The organism is Caballeronia eucalypticola (assembly GCF_047608185.1).
In the GTDB taxonomy this organism is placed as follows: domain Bacteria; phylum Pseudomonadota; class Gammaproteobacteria; order Burkholderiales; family Burkholderiaceae; genus Caballeronia.
The window spans coordinates 1-20,768 of record NZ_JBLKRU010000013.1 but is presented as its reverse complement, the minus strand read 5'-3'; the positions used below and the strand labels follow the sequence as shown (position 1 = coordinate 20,768).

At 56.6% G+C, this 20,768-nt stretch carries 15 protein-coding genes, 1 tRNA gene and 1 pseudogene; 9 read left to right on the top strand and 8 right to left on the bottom strand.

Annotation, left to right across the window (positions count from 1 at the left end; all coding sequences use genetic code 11):
- The first annotated feature begins 17 nt into the window (after positions 1-17).
- From ACMX25_RS16855 to ACMX25_RS16835, 5 genes are all read left to right on the top strand, one after another.
- Positions 18-99 (top strand) — tRNA-Leu (locus ACMX25_RS16855).
- A gap of 101 nt (positions 100-200) precedes the next feature.
- Positions 201-1,181 carry a DUF4062 domain-containing protein gene (locus ACMX25_RS16850; RefSeq protein ID WP_414951133.1) on the top strand — a complete coding sequence of 327 codons (981 nt, stop codon included), beginning with the start codon at positions 201-203 and terminating at the stop codon, positions 1,179-1,181.
- A 549-nt stretch (positions 1,182-1,730) separates the two neighbouring features.
- Positions 1,731-2,828: a topoisomerase gene (locus tag ACMX25_RS16845; protein ID WP_414951132.1), complete on the top strand. Its 1,098-nt coding sequence runs from the start codon at positions 1,731-1,733 to the stop codon at positions 2,826-2,828.
- A gap of 135 nt (positions 2,829-2,963) precedes the next feature.
- On the top strand, positions 2,964-4,346 hold the full coding sequence (locus tag ACMX25_RS16840; RefSeq protein ID WP_414951131.1) for an RES family NAD+ phosphorylase: 1,383 nt from the start codon (positions 2,964-2,966) through the stop codon (positions 4,344-4,346).
- Positions 4,347-4,795: 449 nt separating this feature from the next.
- Positions 4,796-5,326, top strand: coding sequence for an NADAR family protein (locus ACMX25_RS16835; RefSeq protein ID WP_414951130.1), 531 nt, complete (start codon positions 4,796-4,798; stop codon positions 5,324-5,326).
- Here the strand turns inward: ACMX25_RS16835 and ACMX25_RS16830 are convergent.
- The 5 genes from ACMX25_RS16830 to ACMX25_RS16810 form a co-directional block, all read right to left on the bottom strand.
- Positions 5,300-6,343: a PfkB family carbohydrate kinase gene (locus ACMX25_RS16830; protein ID WP_414951129.1), complete on the bottom strand. Its 1,044-nt coding sequence runs from the start codon at positions 6,341-6,343 to the stop codon at positions 5,300-5,302. The two genes, ACMX25_RS16835 and ACMX25_RS16830, sit on opposite strands and share 27 nt — an antisense overlap.
- 28 nt (positions 6,344-6,371) lie before the next feature.
- A complete protein-coding gene (locus ACMX25_RS16825; protein ID WP_414951128.1) occupies positions 6,372-7,412 on the bottom strand; it encodes a hypothetical protein in 1,041 nt (346 codons plus the stop codon).
- Positions 7,413-7,483: 71 nt separating this feature from the next.
- The gene (locus tag ACMX25_RS16820; protein ID WP_414951127.1) at positions 7,484-9,403 is read right to left on the bottom strand and encodes a hypothetical protein; all 1,920 of its coding nucleotides are present in this window, start codon (positions 9,401-9,403) and stop codon (positions 7,484-7,486) included.
- Entirely contained in the window at positions 9,387-10,493 is a 1,107-nt protein-coding gene (locus ACMX25_RS16815; protein ID WP_414951126.1) for a phosphoribosyltransferase-like protein, read from the bottom strand. The genes ACMX25_RS16820 and ACMX25_RS16815 overlap by 17 nt, the downstream gene beginning before the upstream one ends.
- On the bottom strand, positions 10,490-12,433 hold the full coding sequence (locus ACMX25_RS16810; RefSeq protein WP_414951125.1) for a hypothetical protein: 1,944 nt from the start codon (positions 12,431-12,433) through the stop codon (positions 10,490-10,492). The genes ACMX25_RS16815 and ACMX25_RS16810 overlap by 4 nt, the downstream gene beginning before the upstream one ends.
- 733 nt (positions 12,434-13,166) lie before the next feature.
- On the opposite strand from ACMX25_RS16810, the gene ACMX25_RS16805 reads away from it, so the two are divergent.
- Both ACMX25_RS16805 and ACMX25_RS16800 read left to right on the top strand, forming a co-directional pair.
- Complete coding sequence (locus ACMX25_RS16805) at positions 13,167-14,000, top strand: DUF932 domain-containing protein (RefSeq protein ID WP_414951124.1); 834 nt, start codon at positions 13,167-13,169, stop codon at positions 13,998-14,000.
- 135 nt (positions 14,001-14,135) lie between these two features.
- Positions 14,136-16,388, top strand: a complete 2,253-nt coding sequence (locus ACMX25_RS16800) for a ParB/RepB/Spo0J family partition protein (RefSeq protein ID WP_414951123.1) — start codon at positions 14,136-14,138, stop codon at positions 16,386-16,388.
- Here the strand turns inward: ACMX25_RS16800 and ACMX25_RS16795 are convergent.
- The 3 genes from ACMX25_RS16795 to ACMX25_RS16785 are packed head-to-tail and all read right to left on the bottom strand — an operon-like array spanning position 16,270 to position 18,341.
- On the bottom strand, positions 16,270-17,169 hold the full coding sequence (locus ACMX25_RS16795; protein WP_414951122.1) for a hypothetical protein: 900 nt from the start codon (positions 17,167-17,169) through the stop codon (positions 16,270-16,272). The genes ACMX25_RS16800 and ACMX25_RS16795 overlap by 119 nt on opposite strands.
- Positions 17,159-17,866, bottom strand: coding sequence for a nucleotide-binding protein (locus ACMX25_RS16790; protein WP_414951121.1), 708 nt, complete (start codon positions 17,864-17,866; stop codon positions 17,159-17,161). Before ACMX25_RS16790 ends, ACMX25_RS16795 begins: the two co-directional genes overlap by 11 nt.
- A 10-nt stretch (positions 17,867-17,876) precedes the next feature.
- On the bottom strand, positions 17,877-18,341 hold the full coding sequence (locus tag ACMX25_RS16785) for a hypothetical protein (protein ID WP_414951120.1): 465 nt from the start codon (positions 18,339-18,341) through the stop codon (positions 17,877-17,879).
- A gap of 1,437 nt (positions 18,342-19,778) precedes the next feature.
- Here ACMX25_RS16785 and ACMX25_RS16780 point away from each other — a divergent pair.
- Positions 19,779-20,213 (top strand): hypothetical protein, encoded by a 435-nt coding sequence (locus tag ACMX25_RS16780; protein WP_414951119.1) that lies wholly within the window; start codon positions 19,779-19,781, stop codon positions 20,211-20,213.
- A 3-nt stretch (positions 20,214-20,216) separates the two neighbouring features.
- Positions 20,217-20,768: pseudogene (locus ACMX25_RS16775) on the top strand (tyrosine-type recombinase/integrase); the annotation flags it as partial.

Genomic DNA, 20,768 nt, shown 5'->3' with positions numbered 1-20,768 from the left:
TGATTGCAGACGAAGATGATGTGATTGGTTCAAGTCGGTCGATATATATCTTGCGTCCACACGGCAGGGTCACAGGTTCAAACCCTGTATCACCCACCAGGATTAGCATAAAAATACTGGCTTAGACCGAAACGTCTAAGCCCCTTTCGTTCCGTACGGAAAAACGTACGGAATTTTATTCGCAGTTCCGGAGCGTTGCGATGAGCAAGAAAAAATTCCAGATCTTCATCTCGTCGACCTACCTTGATCTTAAGGAAGAGCGACAGGCCGCGGTACAAGCGATCCTCAGCGCGGGACACATCCCCGCCGGGATGGAACTCTTCGCGTCGGGAAACCGCGATCAGTGGGATGTCATCAAGAAGTGGATCGACGAAAGTGACATGTTTGTGTTGATCCTTGGGGGGCGCTATGGCAGCGTCGAAAAAACGTCGAAAAAGAGCTATACCCACCTTGAGTACGACTACGCTGTGACGACGGGAAAGCCGTTTTTTGCCCTGTATCTCGACGAAAAGATGATCGATCAGAAAGATCAGGGGGAGTTGGAGGACAAGGTGCGCGAAAAGGACTACGTTGGCGATTTCAAGGAGTTTCGCAAACTGGTTATGAGCAAACTTTCTGCCCCCATATCGAACCTCGGGGAAATCAAGTTTGAAGCGTTGAAGTCGATAAACATCTTGATCGAGGAAAATCGGATGAGCGGCTGGATGCGCGCGGATCAGGTTGTCGACTCGCAGGGGGAAGCGGACTCTTATGGGATCACGATTACGAGCCCGTCGGGCGGAGACGTCATCGGTAAGTGCGACTTTCGTGGGACGATCTTGAAACCTTTGCCTGTGGGTTATGAACTGCGCTTGACTCGTGCGTGGCCGAACCTAAAGGGTTCCTATCCAATGGGGGAACGCGTAGAGATCAACGGCATAAGCAAGACCTGGATTGCCCGAGACTGCGACATTTTGGGCAACCCTGGTGACACGCGAATCGTCCGTGCTTGCGTCATGGGGCCAGCAGGACTGTCGTTGGCAGGGTACTTCCCAACAGCTAGCAAGGCACACTGGGATGAAGTTGAAAATCTACGCGGCCAAACCCAAAATCCGCCAAAAGGGAAGCCGCTTCCTCCTATCCCAGATGTTTCTGATACGTTCGTATGCGATTCGGTAACCGTCAAGCGCGCCGCTTCCTGATTTTTGTTGCTACTCCTCGACCATCCGCGATGCAAGTCTATGTTGTGCATGGTCGAGGTATAGGATCGAACCATGTTCAATGCAGCCCTGGAACGTTCAACATGGTTCCGAAAGACGGTATTCAATTGCTGCGCATCGCAAAGGTTATCGAACTGACTGATGTCAGCCGCACTAGCATTCACAACCGGCGCACACGGTCAACTTCGACGATGTTGTTGAGTACGGCTCCACGGGAGCGGAGCCCATCGGAACCCTTAGGGACAGCCGAAATTGGTGTGCCCTGCAACCTAAGCAGGCTGCCTCTCCCGAATGCGAATTAAGACCTTCCATCACGGTGAATACGACGGAGGAATCGAAGGGACGCTTATGCGGCTTGAGTCCGGCTAAGATGCTGATCGGCAAGTGACACCTAAAGGTCCTCGCACCGTCGGGCATCGACATGCAGCCTCACATAAAGACCTCTAAAATGTTCCACTGACTCGAAGTGTTATCAGTTGTCTTCAAAAAATAGCTGTTTGTCCCCAGCCACCCATCCTTTTCAAAGGACCCATGGCCACACGTGATCCGGCAAAAACGATACGCAACCAGCAAATCGCAGCGCTGACCGAAAAAATCAACGGAATGCTCGACGATGTGCTCGATCTCACGGGCTTCAGAAGCGAGCAGTCATTGAACGCAAAATATGGGGGCAAGTACGCCGAATATATCGACATCCGAAACGAAGTCATCGACTCCCCGGAGCAGTTCGTCGCCCTTTATTTCCAGGGGTTCCTTCGGACTTTGGAAGGGCTCGGCATCTTCGCAAGGACCGGTAACGCCTACTACGACGCATTCCTGCCAGTTAAGAAAAACAAAAAGGTACGGGAGTGGCTCCGCTTGTTTCTTACGCGAACATACCTGCGTAACTATGAAGCGCTCTCGAAACCTCGCCCGTCGGACGAGGATGCTAGCATTTGGATTGGTCAAAATAACGCATCGTACGGCATCTTCGTCACCCCACGTTTCCGAAATGGCGCATGGGAGAACGATCGCAGTGAAATACGACATTTCAAACCAAAATATTGGACCATTGGCCACGTCCTGCAGACGGGGCTTGTGATTCCCGACGAAGATGATGTGATCTGGTTCAAGTCGGTCGATCAATACCTCGCGTTCTTTCGGCAAACATTGGTACGCAACTCCGGCTCTATCCACGAGAGAGAGATTGCGAAGCGTTATTGCGATTTTGTAAAAACGAATCCAGCTCCCCTTGACGTTCCGCTGCTCATTCCCGAACTAAGGTATGGAGGAAAGGACGCAAAGCACGAGTACAGACTCGATTTTACAATTATTAACCCGCATACCCTCGCGAAGATCGGTTTCGAGCTGTCCCCCTGGTCCTCCCATGGAGCGCTTGCCGGAACCAAAGGCAAGTCGCAGAAGGAGATCAATGAAGAAGCAAAGGGAAATTTCGAAAAAGAGATGAGGAAACTGAAGGCCTACTTCCGCAAACGGGGAATCCCGATTCTTGTTTATACCGATGAAGATCTGCTAGACAAGGATGGCCTCTTCGCCGAGATCTCAAAGTATCTATCCCCAAAGAAGGTAGCCAAGCAGCTTGAATTTCACGCGATAGAAGATTTTCTGGCATTTTCGCCGCAACCCTGAACCCTGCGATACTTCTCGCATACCTCACGATATTCACTGCTGCGATGTAGTTACACCGCCTCGGTGTCCCGGGACGCTCACTCAACGCAGTTAAGGTATGGCCAAGCGGCGCCTGTTGATGGAGACAGACAGCAAATGCCACTAGAAAACCGGATCTGTTCGAACTGTATTAGAGAACGATTCCTCAACAGCGAAATCGCCCGATCTCCTGTCGTCGACGTCGCATGCAGCTATTGCGATGAGACACGACCGACCATCGAAATGTGGGATCTCGCACAGCGGTGCGACAAGGTAATTGAGGATTTCTACTCCATCTCGAGCCTCACGGATGCGGTCACCATTTACGACTACACACCGGAAGGAGAAGAACTCGTCGATCTGCTTGAAAATCTCTTGGTGACCTCCGGGCAAGCCGCACAAGACTTGACAGAACTACTGAACGATATGTGGTTTGATCGCGGTTCGTGCGAACATCGCTATGGCGATGACAATCCTTGGTTTATCAGGACGGATGCTTCACCACAGCCCTTGAGTGAGGCCTGGGAAAGAATGGAACGTAGCCTACGAAGCGAAGCGAGATTCGTCAATCCGCTTGCTACACAGACGATGGAAAACATATTCGGCCCGATCTTGGCCGACAGGACAAACGATGGCAAATCGGTAATCGTGGAGGTGGGCCCAACTGCCCCTTTAGATACGCTTTATCGAGCCAGAGTTTTTCAAACGATTGGAGCTCTCGAGGCGGCTCTTGCCCACCCCGAACGCCATCTGGGCCCCCCTCCCCCTCGAGTCGGACAGGCTGGGAGAATGAATGCCAAAGGCGTGTCGGTATTCTATGGTTCCACACAACCAGCCATCGCGATTTCCGAAGTGCGTCCGCCGGTGGGAAGTCACGTTGTAGTCGCGGCGTTCAAGATAAGTCGCCCCCTGCGGCTGCTCGACGTGACGAAGCTCGCCTCGGTGAAGCTCGATCCCACCCTGAGCGTGTTTGATCCCGCCACTATCGAGCAGTCGGTAAGATGCCGGTTCCTCAACCAGCTCGAATCTAAGCTGACGATGCCAGTCATGCCTGAACTGGTCGACGAGGGCTACCTTACCACGCAGGCCATAGCTGACTACCTCGCTACGCACCCGCGCCTTGAACTGGATGGGATACTCTTCCGATCCGTTCAATCAGCAGGGGAACCAACACCCTCGGACGTCCATAACGTCATTCTGTTTAACAAAGCGTCCAAGGTACTCCTCTCTGAAACGAAATACGCCGACGGTGTGCAGGTCCGCTTATTCGATCACGACGAGGACGGGATACGATTCGAACCACAGCTCTGGGTAGAGGATCATCCAGCTGACGAGTCAGAGCATAGCCCGTGGTCAAACGCAACCGATGAAAGTCTTCCGGCGCTAACACTCGACCGCAATACCCTCGAGATCCACGAGATCGAAGGTGTAAAATTCACTACCTACGCACACACGGTCGAACTCCACGTTAGCGCTCAGCGTCCGGCCTCCAATTTTTAAGCCGGCGTACGTACGAACGTAACTCTTCTGTGCCAGCCAACGAAGTACCAAAAGGAAGGACGTCGCGCGGCGACAATTGTTCTGTCACGACGGTCACAGTTGACGCCATACAGGACGTCTGGAAAGACAAACGTAGCGACGCCGTTTCACTGAGCCTCGAGGAGCCTGACCTTCGTCGACCCTCCAAAACACAATGCCTGCCATCGACCGGTATGCGCAAGCCACCCCTCGTACTGATCAGCGCCTTCCCCCGGTTAACAGGGAGTTACATGGCAACGGGTCGAACGATCATCGCTAGTCGTTCGATATTACGGAACCCCTTGATACAATGCACCCGCTGTGTCCGCTTTGTTGACCCTGCCCACACGAAAAAGGCGTGATGTCCTAGCGGGCGGGGAAACAGCGGGATCCCGTCTATTCATAAGTCACCGGGCGCTAGCCGATTAAAGATGCAAGAAATCGAATTCTATCGGGCAAACCAGAAACCTTACGGCGTTTTCAGTAACCTGTATAAACGCGCAATCATATTTGACGGCATCGAGTATCCAACGTCGGAACACGCTTATCAGGCCGGAAAGCCGCGAAAGGACTCTGTGCGTGAATGGCTCATGGCTGCACCATCACCCTCACTGCTCGCGATGGCCGCACATGGGCTGTATGTGTGGGACGTTCATCCAGAATGGTCAAAAACCAAATTCGACAGGATGAAGCGAGTATTGACAGCCAAATTTACTCAGCATCTCGACTTGCAGGAGATTCTTCTTTCCACCGGAGACGCCCAGCTGACTGAAGTAGCAACCGTCGATAATGCGGTCAACCGGCTTTGGGGGCAGGTGAACGGTGTCGGGAAAAACATGTTAGGAACCTTGCTGATGGAGGTCCGTTCTGAGATTCAGACCTCTCTTACCAAGCCCTCCCAGACGAAAAAAAAGCCCGCGGTTCCCCGCCGCAAATCAAACCGGGAAAAGCTCGCAGCATAGTTTCGCAGGCTGTACTGAGGAGATATGTGAACCAACTCCGGAGTGCGGCACCGGAAAGGCGTGCGCGGACTCACATGCGTCGCGCCATCCTTCGGTTTCCAAAACTTCGACCGGATCAGGCCCCTTCATCAGAGCAGCTAGTGCCTGCAGCTTGTCCCTCGGCTCAAACCGGGCCAATCCACGGGCTCCTAAGTGCATGCAATTCAGTGCAGCCAGTGCCTGCCCAAACCGAAGAGACGCCGCTACCGTTGATGTACGCAATTCTGGAGATGAACGGGCATCGTGTAATGCGTACAACAGACCCGCAGTACACCAGTCACCGGCTCCCGCAGTGTCTCTAATATGCGGGACCTTGAACGCTGCCAGCGTCCGCCAGCTCCCTGCCGGCATCTCCGACGCTACCCTGAAGCGAAGTCCCTGCGCACCAAGTGTCTGGATAACAACCTCGACGCTCGAGCAGTCAAAAGCCGCCAACTCTGCGATTCGCTCGTCCGCGTACTTCAAGACGTGACACGCATCAATCGCCCGCTGAAAGTCTGCAGTGTCAGTAGCGACGGCGGATGGTTCGAACACCACCAACGCGCCCCGACGACGGTAGCTTTCTGCAAGACTAAGCGACCCGTCTGTGACACGATCGAAATAGAAGACGTCGGGTCGTTCGATCTGTCGCAGCACGGTATGGCAGTGAGCATCCCCGTCCTCAGCAGCAAAGCCTCGCTTCAGTCCGCAGAAGGGGCACGAGAAACTGAATTTGTGTGTACAGTCGCGATCGCCAGGCGACTGATAGACGACCGGTGTGTGAGCTTGGTGCTCGTGCTTTAGAAAACGCGTATCGGCGCGGAGGACCTCAAACTCGCGGCGAATCCGCTTCCCAGCAACATCATCCCCAAGTCTCGCAACCGGAACGCTTGACCAGCCCAGGAAGGCAAGGATGGCCAGAACATTCCCTGCCGAGCCGCCCAATTCGGCTCGCAAGCTCGATTTACCTTCTCCAAGGAGAACATCCAGCGCCAGCAAGCCTGTGCCGACTACGCGTGGCCGTGCCTCAGACCTTTCCGGCAACCTCAATCGAATCGTCATATGGGACCCCAGCAAGCCAAACGTGCCACAAATGGTCAGGCTTTGAAACAGACACCCCTGCAGGCGGTGCTGAAGCGGTAGTATACCCGATCGTCTCCACATACAGCATCGGCAGGTCTAGGTCGATTGCAGCTAGCAGCATTCCGAGACTGCCCATGCGCCACCCATTCGGCGAGAGCACCGTAATCGCATTTTGGTTGGCCGCTTGGAACACTTCCTTTCGCGCTGAGTCCATCCTCGAAATCGACTGGTACACATCCATTGGGTCTGACTCGTGGGCGTAAATTACGTTCAGGTGGCTGCTTTCCCAGTCCCCCAGCAGACGGTCACCGAATTCAAAGAGCAAATCGTCTCCACGCCGAGGCCGCGCTGATGGGAAGGGTACGATCGGGCATACTTCCGCAACGGGCGAGCTTGCCGATAGCGCTTGAAACATCGTGTTCATCTGCGGAAGTGAATCTTCGGCCAATTGCGGCACCCAAAGTTTTAGAGTGTCGGCGCTTACATCAAGCCCCATCGTTCCTTGGAACCCGTGCATCCACTCGGCACGGTCGTTAGATTCAGAATCAAGCTTGACCTCTCGATGGTCATTCATCGCCATCAAAACATGAACGTTTGCGTTGGACCGCATGCTGCGTTCGATGGCCTGCTTCACAAGAGGGAAGCATATGCCGCGCGACATCCCCGTCGCATCAATCACGATATCGGAATACTCTTCCTGATACCAGGCGTCCGCCGCGCGAGCAGCGACACGCCCTCCTACCGTCGCGCCGTCATCAGCCACGATCCTCACGTCTTCGAACCTGATTCGGGCTCGAGGTATTACTTTCACAAGGTGCGCAAGGTGACTTGCGCCAATATTGGTCAACGTCTTTGAACTATCGCGGCGACGCTCCACCATGAAGCGAAAATCTATGCTTTTTCCAGCAGCGAGAGCAGTAGCAAAATAAAGACTACTTGTGTCAATTCCGACGGTCCCGATAAACAGCACACGTCTCGAATTCATCAGGTGCTCCGTCAAGAACGGAAGCACATCGGCGTCGCTCTGGGCGTAGCACCTGTTCCGGGAGAAACGGCTCATTCACCAATACTCGCAATGAGTTCCGACAAGTGGCCCTCACAAAAGCCGCCACGGCCGAACGTCAATCCGTGCTTCAGGATCGGAAGTCCACCCAATTGAAACAGACACCAGGTCCGACGTTTGCACTCGTAATTCTCGGTCAGAGAGAGCGCGTTATAAGCGAGCGCGTAATGCAGAACAACCACGAGATTGCCACCATCCTTCTGGAAGCGATCCATTTCGGATTGAGGTATCCCGAATGCGTTTGCGCCATCGTCTAGCGGTGCATTAGGCTCACGGGTGCGGACCTTGCATCGCGAGGCGACGAACTCAACCAGTCGCCGCACCGCGTCACTGTGTGGGAAGTTCCAACGCTCAATGGTCGACGCTGCCTGTCGCACTAAAATTTCGTTTTGCACTTTGGCCTCAAGACGAGGCTCGCGTCCCCGCAGTATCCTGGTTTCAACATTCTCGACCAATGCTCCGGCCAGCTGAATGAACTGCTCGATGTTTTCGCTACTCGCATCAACCAGACGGTCAAAGCCATAATAGAAGGGCTTTTTGTAGTCGTGTAGTAGTTGGAGATTGGCGCCGGCAATCAACGAGGCATTCACTGAGCGTGGCGCTGCTTGCTCGTCCGGTGGTGATTCCGGTTGCTCCGGTTCCGAAGTAAAAAGCTCTGTCTGGGGGGTGCGCCGGGACTCACGATGTATCAGAATTCTAAGCAAAGCTTGACGGGTGTCAGCAGGCAGTTTTGAGGGAATCCACGATTTAACAACATCGACACGCTTAGCCGCAAAACCACTTTCATCGATCACCTTCTTTACGGATGCTGCCAGATGTTGCGTGTCCGCGGGCGACAGCACAGGGTCCCTCGTTGAGAGGCAATCCTCTAGACGGATAGATTGTCTCCGCAGCGTAGGCATCTGTTCTATGTAGCGCTTTGAGATGTCCTTAACCGTTGCCTTGAAAGCACGCTTGTCCTCCGCGCCCTTTTGCATGAGTTTAAGAACCCAGTCGCGATCCGGCGTACTGCCCGCGACGTTGCCGACAGACCGCTCCGGATCCACCGCCAACGCCTGTCGGAACACGTCGTGGCCGATCGCATCAACACGCGTGACTAGCCACCGTGCAACCTTCAGTTCCCGCCCGCGCAGCCATTGCTCAATATCCGCGAATTGCTCAGGATGCAATTCGTGCGCGTCATCGACAATTACCAGTGGTCTCATCGTGATTTCTGCACCCTCCACTCCCGTGATCGGGGGGATTTGAATCGCTTCTACTATCGAAAAGGCTTCGTAGGTGCTCTCCGGTCCGATCTCCGTCAATCGATGCTCTGCGGGAGGCACTAACGCCGTTACGATCTTGAATATCTGAGCTTCCACCGCACGGGCATGGTCACGAAAGTCAGGCGTATTCTCGGCGTGAATCAGCTTCGACTGAACCTCAAATTCTTGCCGTGCTACGATCTTCACCTTCGACAGATCGACGCCCGTTGCCTCAATCTTTCTCAACCATCCAAGCACTGAGCGAACCTGGATCAATGATCGCAGAAGACCACTTCTTACCTTAACCGAATAGGGCAGCTCCCAAATATCTCGCATATCGGGCGTGGTTGCGACTCGGAGAGCTAATATTCGCGGCCGAAGATCTGCAATGACTAGACACTCGGTCAACGCACTAGTTACGTCTTTGTGATCGCTGCTAGGAAGTGACCTCAACAAAGCAATCACGGTATCGAGCTCGATCAGTCGCGCAATTGTTGTTTTACCGCTGCCTGGCGTTCCGACCACGATAACAAGGCGATCAAAAAACGACGCGGCGTTGCTTTCAAAGAAACGTCTGAGGGGTTCCGGGCTCAAAATGGAAAGCAACGCGCCTGGCGCGTCGAAGTATTCAGTTGCGCGTTTCTTGAACGGATTATCCATGGTCAGCATGCCGCGTTTTACGGGAGAATAGCGGCTTCATCCGGTGTGACGGGGGCGCATGACGAGATCCAGATGCCGCCCATAGGATCGCTACCGAATTATTTGGTGTGTTGTGGTAAAGCACAACAGGAAGGCCGCACTGCCTGTAGCCGTACCAGACATCTTTTCCGAGATGCGTGTTTTCAATTGAGGAGTCGTAGCAATCTTTAAGCAATTTGACCACGTCTGCTGGGCCAGCATCATTAATCACGATATCACTACTAAGAACGGCAGAAAACGTCAGTTCAAATTGGAATGCGCCGGTTGCGTCTCGAAAGCGACTGATAGCATCGTCCACGGTTCCAGTCGCATGACTGGAAGCCAAATAATGATGGATGTGGATGCAGCATTGACGCGTGAGCGAAGTGCCAAGTCGCCCACTGTTCTGACCGCAGAAGACGGGAATCTTCCCTTTCCATTCGCCATCTTTCTGGCGAATCAGCGTTGCACCCGACGCGGTGAAATCATCGATCAAGCAGACCCTTTCGAATAGTGCTTCTTCGCCGGGATATCCCCGGATGTCTAAGCGCTCCCGTAACGCTTCGTTCAATTTCGTCCACTTCTCGTCTGAGATCTCGCTTGCGGCAACGACTTGCTCAGTCGAAACCCGGCCCTCATTGTCGCGGCGGAAGATGTCGATTTTTGCGCCATCGCTCAATCCAACGTAGAGGGTCCGAATCCCGATCAACTCAAGCCGCTGTTCCGCTTCGTTGTTACCCCATGTTTTGTATAGTGGAACACCTAATTGCTTCGCTACTTGGTGTCGCATGCAACGCAGCAGCACTGGCATTGTCAAGTCCACCAAATGGTGCATTTCGCTTTGGCTTATAAACACCAATCGCCTGCGAATGAAGGTGTAGGCCGTGGCGCGATCCTCTTCCTTGAACTGCCCCAGCCAGGCGAGCAGATTTACATAAAACCGCGATCCTGGGCTGAAGCCCTGGTAGTGGTCATATTTGGCGCTAACCATCAACCGTAACCATGCAAACTCTTCTGTTGCACGACTCTCATCCCATTGCAGCAGATCTGCCAAAAGACGCATGGCAAGTTGAGCCTTCATTTTCGAATCCTCGGCATCGTGAGAACATCACGAACATGGTCAATGAACTCTGGTGCAAAACACATCTCCCCTCCATCGACCGTTAGCGCTTCGAGGTAGAACCGCGTGCCCTGCGCACCCGTAAGGCCAAGTGGAAGAAAATTCCAGCAAGCATCCCTCGCGATCGAGACGCCGCTGACGCTAAGACCCAACCCTTCATTGAGAAACTCGTGATCGTTACCTTCGATGTCGCCCGAATCCCCTATTCTGAGAATTTCATCTTCGCAACTACAGCCGATCGTCGATGAAATTGCCGACACTACCTTGTCCTTACCGGCCGATTCGGTGAGAACATCAATTGAATGGCCCGAATAGAATATTCTCCATCCGACATAGCCTTTCGCCTCAAGCCATTGACGGACGTATGCGCCTATCCGGTATTTTGACGATTGGTCGCGAATCCTGAGACTTAACTGTCCCTCGCAAATTTTGGGAGACGACTTCAACGCACCGAGCAGAGTAGAGTCGTCCAACCACTCAGTCAGCTCGACAAATCTTGGATCCGACTTACCCTGTACCGGAGGAGCCTCGGCGAGACCCGATATGACCGATCCACTATAAAGACCGATTGTGATTTTGCTCCAAGACAACACACTCAGTTTTGCGCGTAGGTCAGTATGCAGAGAGTCTCCTCTACCTGTCGCAAAACCTATTTGGATCCCGGCTCCTGCGATCCGCTCAATCTGCGACACCAGCCCGGCATCGAGTCCCTCAAATCGGAGATCTGTATTGCAGAACGTTCCATCGAAATCGCATACAAGCGCGCGAAATCGTGCCCGCTCGAGCCGATTGGCAAACGCAAGACCGGAAAGCCTGAATTTGTCGTATGCCGCAAAAGGCGCTTCAACGTTTCGCACTTTCCGAACCAGCGCAGGGGGCCAACCACCGTGCCCGCGAAGGGCCTCGCCAACGTCTGTTGCATGCAGGGCGCGGCCAAATTCCGGAACATCTGGCTGACCGGGATCAATTCCGCGACTGCGCGACAGGATATCGGTTATCAGGATCGCATCGATCACACTTACAATTTCAGCAAGCGCGTGACCATCAGGAAGATCGAGCCGAACGACAGGTACATCTGAAGGGAAACTGCCAATGGTCGCCTGCGCCAGGTTCAGGTCTCGAGGTGACTGAAATGAGACAAAGCACGGCGCAAGATCACCACTTGCCAACTGCAGGTGACGGCCGTGCGCAAACTGTCGAAAATCGACCGTCTGGATCACGCCGATCGCAGACTCGGCAATCTTCGATTCGATGTCGATTGCTCCAGATATGCCATCTCTGCCATACAGCACACACATGTGACGTCCGCTAGCTACCGCATCCCCAAGCCCTTGCTCGGCAATATAACTTCGACGGCTTCGCAGCCACTGTTCATCGATTTGCGCTAGATACCGATCCAAGCCATCGATATCGTACCCACGCGCCATAAGGATCATGGTTGCGATGAGGGAATTGGTTGCGAGGTATCCGTCCTTTCCCCATGGAGCTGGGAACGCAGCAGCGGTCGCGCCGCACGCAAGAAGTTTGCGCGCTAGTGGGCTTTCTGGCGCAAGGGTAAGCGCGAATCCTGGGGCCTCCATCGCCAACATTTGATGGGCCGCAGCGATAACGTCTTTATTTTTGCCTTCGGCCGAAACAAGAGCAATCGCGCAGTCATCCGGTCGTGTCTCGTGCGCAAGCAAGTCGACCGGTGTTGCCTGACGTGAAACCCGACCGAACTCCAACTCATGAAGTCGGGCGAGAAAAGCGGCAGACGTCGAAGAGCCGCCCGAGCCGACGGCAAGGAGGCTTCGCCCTGAGTGGGCAGCGAGAACCCGCCCTAAAAGGTCCACGTTCTGCTCAAGCGCCCAATGAATGGCGCTTGGCAGGTAGGCAATTTCCTCCGAAAACCGCTTCCCCATCGCCGACAGTCTCTCTCAGATTTTAGTTTGTCTGCGCCGCAATCCAACCTGTTACGCACCCATTTACATTAGCATTAAATCGGCTTATTGACGAGATAGCAAAGCATCGTTCGGCTTTCCACTTTCAGGTCGTGTCGATGCGAGCCAGCAATGTCTCGCGTTTCCAACCTGGCGTTTTCGCAGTTCCAGTCAATTCGGAATGCCTGCCTGCTGCAGCGACGATTACAACGTCTATAACTGCCTGTCGGCTGGGCGTCTCCCTCCGCTCACGCTGCAGGCCGGGTCTTCGCGCTTCGCGTCGAGCCGCGCACCGCGTCTCGACCCTGACGGGCATCAACCCCTGACGCAACACCTTAATCCTGTAAAGCCCGGTCAGCTGCAGGCCGCAAGCGGCCTCCACTTTCGCGCTCGCCGCGCGGCGGCTCATCCCGGTCAAACCCGCAGCTTCGCATCCACCAGCCTCCAGCGTTCCCGCCCGACACCCGCGACAGTAGCCGATAGCGGCCCGGTGTCAAGGGGCGAGGGACCGTGTTGCCCGCACCCCTCCCTCGCCTTGTTCCTTGACGCCGGGCCGCTATCGGCTCCTTCAGTCGCACGGGCGCGAACTCAGGAGACTGGCGGCAGCAATGCCAACCCCGAGTTGCACCGGGACGAGCCCAACCCCTACGGGCGGGCGGAATCTTGGAGCCCGGTCAGCGCAACACCCATTCAACCATTTGTTTGGAGAAGTGCCATGCAACTCGCATCCTCTTTCCGTTACGGCTCCCCAACGCTCCGCTCCGACTCTCCGCTGTCGGACGATCAGATTCGCCGGGTCGCCCCCTCCATCTTTTCCGATGGCAAGCATCAAAGCCGTTCAGAACGCTATACCTATATCCCTACCATCGACGTGCTGCGTGGCCTGCGCAACGAAGGTTTCCAGCCATTCATGGTCTGCCAAACACGTGTGCGCGATCAAGACAAGCGCGAATTCACAAAACACCTGATTCGCATGCGCCCCGCGAGTGAGATTACCGGCGAGGACGTCAACGAAATCATCCTGCTCAATTCGCACGATGGCACCAGCAGCTATCAGATGCTGGGGGGCGTCTACAGGTTCGTTTGCCAGAACGGCATGGTTGCGGGCGAAACCGCGGGCGAGGTGCGCGTACCCCACAAGGGCAACATCGTGCAGAACGTCATCAACGGCGCATTCGACCTACTAGACGGTTTCGACCTGATCTGTGAACAGAAGCAGGGCATGCAGACCGTGACCCTGAGCCGTGACGAACAGCTCGCGTTTGCCCGCTCTGCGCTCGCGCTGCGCTACGACCCGACCGACGCCGACGCGCCCGCTCCGATCACCGAAAGCCAGCTTCTGAACGTGCGCCGCTTCGAGGACCACCGCGACGACCTCTGGGTCGTTTTTAACCGAATTCAGGAAAACATGACCAAGGGCGGTCTGCATGGTCGCTCGCGCAGCGGGCGCGCCATGTCCACCCGTCCCGTCACCGGCATCGACCAGAACGTGAAACTGAACCGCGCGCTCTGGATGCTCGCGGACGCCATGCGCCAAATGAAGGCGTAAGCACGGCACGGGCGACAGCCCATCGCCGCCCGGCTTCCTATTCATACCTTCAGGACTCCTATTCGGGTCAAGTTCTGGCGGTATCCCGCAGTACCCTGACCCGGCACCTTTCTTTTCCATTTTTTGGAGTCAATCATGCAAGCCCTTGAAGTCAAACCCACCGTCATTGCGGCGGACGCTACCGAAACCGCGCCGGTACTCGAAACCACTGTTGGCAACGAGCAGCCAGTCGTGTCCGTGCCATATTCCAGCCTGCATCCCTCGCCGCTCAATGCCCGTACGAAACCGCTCACGGGTATTCCAGCCCTTGCCGTCAGTATCCGCGCTAAGGGCCTGCTACAAAACCTCGTCATCCACGAGATGAAGGGCTCGCGCGGCAGGCAGCGCAAATACGGAGTCTGTGCTGGGCAGCGCCGCGAGGCGGCACTCGACCTGCTGTTCCAACAGAAAGACATCACCGCCGACTATCCGGTCCCCGTGCGGATCGTCAGCGAAGGTGAAGCCCTCGCCATTTCGCTGATCGAAAACAGCGAACGCGAAGGGCTCGACCCGTTCGACGTGCTGCGCGCCTACCGGATGCTGGCCGAGGAAGGTCGCAGCGTCGACTACATCGCCGCTCTTTTCTCTGCCGCGCCGATCACGATCAAACGGCGCATAAAGCTCGCCAGCGCCTCCCCGAAACTGCTCGCCCTGCTGCGTGAGGACGCCATCACGCTTGACCAGCTTTCGGCGCTCGCTCTCACAGATGACCACGAGACGCAGGAACGTATCTGGTTCGATGCGAACGAGTGGCAGCGCCAGCCCAACTATCTGCGGCAGGCCATCACGCGCACCGAGATCGACGCGAGCCGCAGCCGTCTGGTGCGCTTCGTCGGCCTCGACACCTACGAGGCAGCAGGCGGCTTTGTCCGCCGTGACCTTTTCAGCGACGACGAAAACGCGGGCTACATTGTCGACGCCGAACTGCTGCAACGTCTCGCCGCCGCGAAACTCGACGCCGCCGCCGAAGAAGTCCGCGCCGAGGGTTGGGGATGGACCGAACAGCGTATCGAGCGCGACGTGTTCGAGCTGAACCGCTACGGCAGGCTGCAACCGGTGCAGCGCCCCCTTACCGACGAGGAACAGCGGGAAATGGACGCGCTCACCACGCAGCAGGACGAACTGGCCGAAAAGTTCGAAGCACTGTCGGAGGACGACGAGAACGCCTACGAGCAAGCCGAACGCCTCGAAGCCGAAATCGACAGGGTGAACGCTGCCCTCATCGCACTTGAAAGCAGCACGCTGACGTGGGACGGGCAGCAGATGGCCGAAGCGGGCGCATTCGTGATGGTCAGCCCGCAGGGCGAACTCGTGATCGAACGGGGTCTGGTGCGCCGCGAGAACAGCGCGGCACTGGATGCAGTGGGCGCGACCGTGACCGGCACGCCGGAGGCGGAACGCACATCTGGCGAGACAGAGGAACCCGAAGCGAAGGAGAAGCCGGTCCACAGCGCAAAGCTCTGCCAGCGCCTCACTGCGCATCGCACCGCCGCTATTTACGCGGAACTCATCGCGCAGCCGTCCGTCGCCCTCGCCGCCATCCTCCAACGTCTGATTCCGGAAGTCTTTCCGGAGGGCTATGGGACGGGTTTCGCACCGCATGCGCTGAAACTGTCCTGCACGAGCAACCGCGACAGTCTGCTCGGCGCGGCGGACGATCTGCACGCAAGCGCGGCGTGGAGTCCCATCGACGCGCAGCGCGAGCGGTGGGAACGCGAACTCCCTGCGCGGCGCGCGGAACTGCTGCCGTGGCTGATCGAGCAGGACCCCGGCACGACCCTGCTCGACCTGCTCGCCTTCTGCACCGGCGCGCTGCTTGACGGTATCGCGGGCGACGAAAAGCCGCATGCGATCAATGCGCTCGCGAGCGCACTGAACCTTGACATGACGCGGTACTGGACGCCCACGCGCACCTCGTATTTCGATCACGTCAGCAAGGCGCGCATCGCGGAGGTCGTCGCCAGCGCCGTGTCACCGAAGATTGCCGCCGACCTCGGCAAGATGAAGAAGGCCGACGCGGCTGCCGCCGCTGAACTGCGGCTCGCGAAAACCGCATGGGTCCCGGAAATCCTCACCGATCGCGCAATCCCGACCGCACCCTCATGGCATATCCGCGACGATAAAGACGAAGACGACGGAGACAATGCGGATGCCGGGAACGGCGCAGGCGAGACGCAGGGTGGCGAGGATGGCGACGCCGAACCGGATCAATGCAACGGCGGCGAGAACGTCAACAACACGCCTCGCGATGCAGACGCGTCCCCCGACACGCGGAGCAAACAGCCGCCGTGGCCTTTCCCGACTGCTGCCAGCGTGAGCACCGCGCAAGCTGACCAGCGCGTCGTGTAGGCCCGATCCGTTGCCCTGGCACCTGGGCAAGGCAGACGGTGGTCCTTCGAGGCCTGCCGTCTGCCTGCCGCATCTGAACCGTGCGACAACCCGCACCCGCCAGATGACACGCGCTCCACCAGTCTGCCAGCCCGCCGGAAACCAGCAGCAGGCAGAGGACGGCACCGCCCGCCAGCAACAGGCGACGTATCGAGCGTGCAAAACGCTTTTCCATACGTGTAGCCATCACCTCCACGCGCGCCGCCGTTGCCTCAACCGCCTGCCCGAACGTGGTCATCGCGCCGTCCAGTCGCTCGCGTTGCTCACGAGCCGAAACCGCTGCGGCACCGATCAACCGATTGCCTGCAGTGCGCGCTATCTGATGTGACATGCGCTCGGTCGAGGCCAGCATTGCCGTCTCATTGAGTTGTGCGAGTGCTGCCCGGTACCGCGCCTCATGTTCCAGTATCAGGCTTTCCGCCAACTGGATCGTCGCCTTGCATCGCTCCAGCGCATCCCGATGCTGCTGCATCAGTGCTTCGGTCGCGCCACCGACTTCCCGGCGTGCGGCTTCGAGACTACCCTCGCTCGCCCACCGGATACGTTCTGGCATCGCTTCGTACAGGCGCGCATAGTATTCGAGCGCAGCGATAATCGACCATAAGGCATCGTTGTCACGCAGGTTCAGTGCGCTCGATACCTGGTGCATGCGGGCGAGACTGGCCCCGTCAGGAACATCCCCCGATACCTCGCGAAACAGGCGTACGAGCGGATCGACGGACCTCGACCGCCTATTGCTCATGGCCGATCCCCTCGATGCTGATCACTTTAGAGAACATGTCATCGCACAGTTCGCGCCAGCGAATCAACTCCGCACGCTGTCCAATCTGCATGACCTCAGCCGCCTTGCGGATCGAGATGCGTTGACTGCGCAGTTCGTCAGCGACCCGATCCGCCAGATCGGGAAAGTCGAGCGACCGCCCTTTCGTCTCGATAGCTTTGCGAAGCTGCGATTCCTGATACAGCGTAAACTTGTCCGGCTCACCGAAGTAGCCGTTGCGAACGACATGCGTCGCGGTATCCGGAAACGTCTGCCCGAAAATATGCAGTAACTCAAGGCTGTCGCGCTGGCGGTTGATCACCCATAGCACGACGAGTTGCCGCTCCAGTTCAACCAGCGTCCGGGCGAGCGTCCCGCCGTACCGTGTCACTCCAGTCTGATTGCGGGCGGCAGTATTGACGATCACCGCCGCACCCCGGTGCACATCGCAGAAGTTGACGAACCCAATCCAGCCGTCTGCATCGTCGAGATCGTAGGCGGCGCACTTGATTTCGTCCCTGAGCGCTTTCATGACATCGGGATTCGACGTATCAGTTTCCAGGAGCACAGCATGGATACCCTGTCGCTGCAAATAGTCCGCAAGGGCAAGCGTCACCATGCTTTTTCCAACGCCGCCCTTGCTGCCACCGACCAGATAAATGGGATGCACCGTATCCATCACCGACCTCCTACAGGTTTTCGATATCAGGCCGGATCTCAAACGAGAACGCGTCCTGAATCTCCATCGATCCCGGCTGGTTGACACCCCTTCCCCTTTGTTGTCGTGCATCCTCATGCGCCTTACCTACGCGCGTGCCCTTTCGCTTTACAGCCTGCTTCGGACGGGACGACTGGTCGGCCTCACGCGTTACCTGCGGATTAGCCGTTCTGGATGCTGCGTCAGAAGGTTCTGGGCGATACAGCGCGTACTTGACTGCGCCAATGCTCACATCGAGCCCCTTACGCCCTGCCTCCTGAACAATCTCCTCAAGCGTATAGCCTTTCGCCTGGGTGGCAGTGATATGCGCCCGAATCTCTTTCATCGCATCGCTGACCGTGACGCGTTGTTCATTCCTGGGCTTCTCCGGTAATGCCTCAAGGGCATGGACAAACTCATCCCACTGCGCCCGTGTGTAGCCTTTTGCACCCGGCACGATTCACTCCCATGCATCGCATTCGGGACCATCATGCGAATCGCGAAGCGGCTCGTCAATACCCCTGCCAACGGTATAACTGGGTGACCAGAATCGGTCGGAATGCACAGGAAAACGAGGGAACAGAAAAATATTTTTAGCGCCCCCAACCAAGCCATCAGCTTTCAGGAGGGCATATCGCAGACTAGAGACAACGAGCTGACAAACTGGTGCGCAGCGCTGTATGGCTATACGCGCTACATCTGCCAACCTGCATTTTCGAGTGAGCAATTTCGCGCGGCGCGCCAGCGAACCTCAATCAACCATGCCGGCAGATTCGATCGGGTAGCTCTGCGGACTTATTGCGAGCACATCGCAAGTCGGTGACCGTGAGCTAGCCGACACGGCGAGGAAACCCGTCAGACTGAAGCTATACACCTGTGCGACCAGCAGGATAGGCATGCTCAAATTCACACCCGTCACCTCAGGAACTTCGTGACCGGGTCGACATGCTGCCGTTGTCGACTTTGCCGACCCGATAGACGCAATGATCCCAATCTTGCCAGCGCGCTGACAGACTTTTGGCACAGAGCTAACAGAATTCGGCAGTCAACCTCGCAAACTCAGCGGATCAACCTCGCAGAAAAGACGAACGTTCACAACAAAAACAGAACCTTTAAAAAGTGATTGCAGGATAGGCTACCGCCGGTTTTGGGCGCCATCGTTATAAGCTCCAAGAATTTGACCAACCAGACTTCCACTCATGTCGGCGCCTGCATGTTTGTGCCGAAGCACCGAGCGCTCGACCTGCGCACTGTCAGGTGCAAACGCATCGGCCGGCCCAGGCTTTAGCACCCTGTCCACGACGGTTTGAATCACTTTGAATCGGTCAAATCCGCGCATGTCCAATGTCACCAGTTCTGTTCGTTACACGGCGACCACCCATTGTCGGAACGGAAGCTCTCCGCATCGCACCAGCACCGAAACATGACATTTCTCATATGGCCGCCTCCCATATGCAAGCAAATATTGTGTTTGACGGAGTGGGCGATTGCGGGCTTATATCCGGACTGGATCGCGGAGCATAGCCCGAAAGCGCGTTAACGCTTCGGCCGGCACGTTCATGCTGCCCTTCTTCACCGGTTGATAGAGCCGGTTCACAGTGGGCGTGATGCCGTGCCAGAAAAACAGCAGCGCGCAGACCTCTTGATACCGATCCTGCGTTCTCGGAAACTGCGCGCGCAACTGGTCAATTCGTGCGTGCAGTTGAGCTCCAAGGCGAAGCGTTCATGGCGAGTATTTTCCGGAGATCGAAGTATAAAATTACAAACGTATAACGTTTGTTATCCTGAATAAATAGTCTGAATTTAGACATTATGACGATAATGTCGGGTAAAATAACGAAATGTTTGAATTGGCCACGCCTACCTCGCCATGCCATTTTCTGAGCCCCTCCGCGTGTCCGACGGCGCCCTTTTGTCGCTTAAGCCGCTCGAGCAGTTGTCTCTGCCGTCCGAGCTCGACGGTAGCCTCGGCACAAACCGCGCGCTCGGCAACCGTCCTCAAATTGCGGCGCAAAATGACGTCGACGCCATCAAGGGGTGGCTCGCGCGCTTCGTCGACACAAAAGCGACCTTCGACACCTACCTTAAGGAGTCCGAACGCCTTCTGCTGTGGTCGACCACAGAATTGAGGAAACCCGTTTCCTCGCTCACGCACGAAGACCTGCTCCTCTATCGGCGCTTTCTGGCCGACCCGCAACCGGCGCAGCGCTGGGTGATGGCCGGTCGCAAAGCGGCCCGCGCAGACCCATCCTGGCGCCCGTTCGCGGGGCCACTCTCACCTACGAGCGAACGACAGGCGATTGTGATTCTGAATACGTTCTTCGCCTGATTGGTGAACGCCGGCTACCTGGCCGGCAATCCGCTGTCTCTGTGGCGCCAACGCACGCGCAAGGCCAAGCCACGGGTAACGCGATTCCTGGAGGACGATCTCTGGCAGGCCGTCAAGGCCTCGATCGACGCGATGCCGCGTGACACTGCCCGCGAGCAGGAGCACCACGCGCGGGTGCGCTGGCTGATTTCGCTCTTGTATCTGATGGGTCTGCGCATTTCGGAAGTCGTGAGCAATCCGATGGGGGGCTTTTTTAGGCGGCGGGACCGCAACGGCCAGGACCGATGGTGGCTGTCGATCACCGGCAAGGGCGACAAGGAACGTTTGCTTCCAGCAACGACGGAACTAATGACAGAATTCGCACGGTATCGCCGACACTACGATCTCGCGGCCCTCCCCTACAGCGGCGAAACGACACCGCTGCTGTTGCCGATAGGCGGCGCCCACCGGATGCTGACCCGCGGTGCTGTGCATCTGATCATCAAGCAGGTATTCGACAATGCCATCGGGCACTTGCAGTCCACGGGCGAAGCGCACGAACGCGCCGCAGAACGG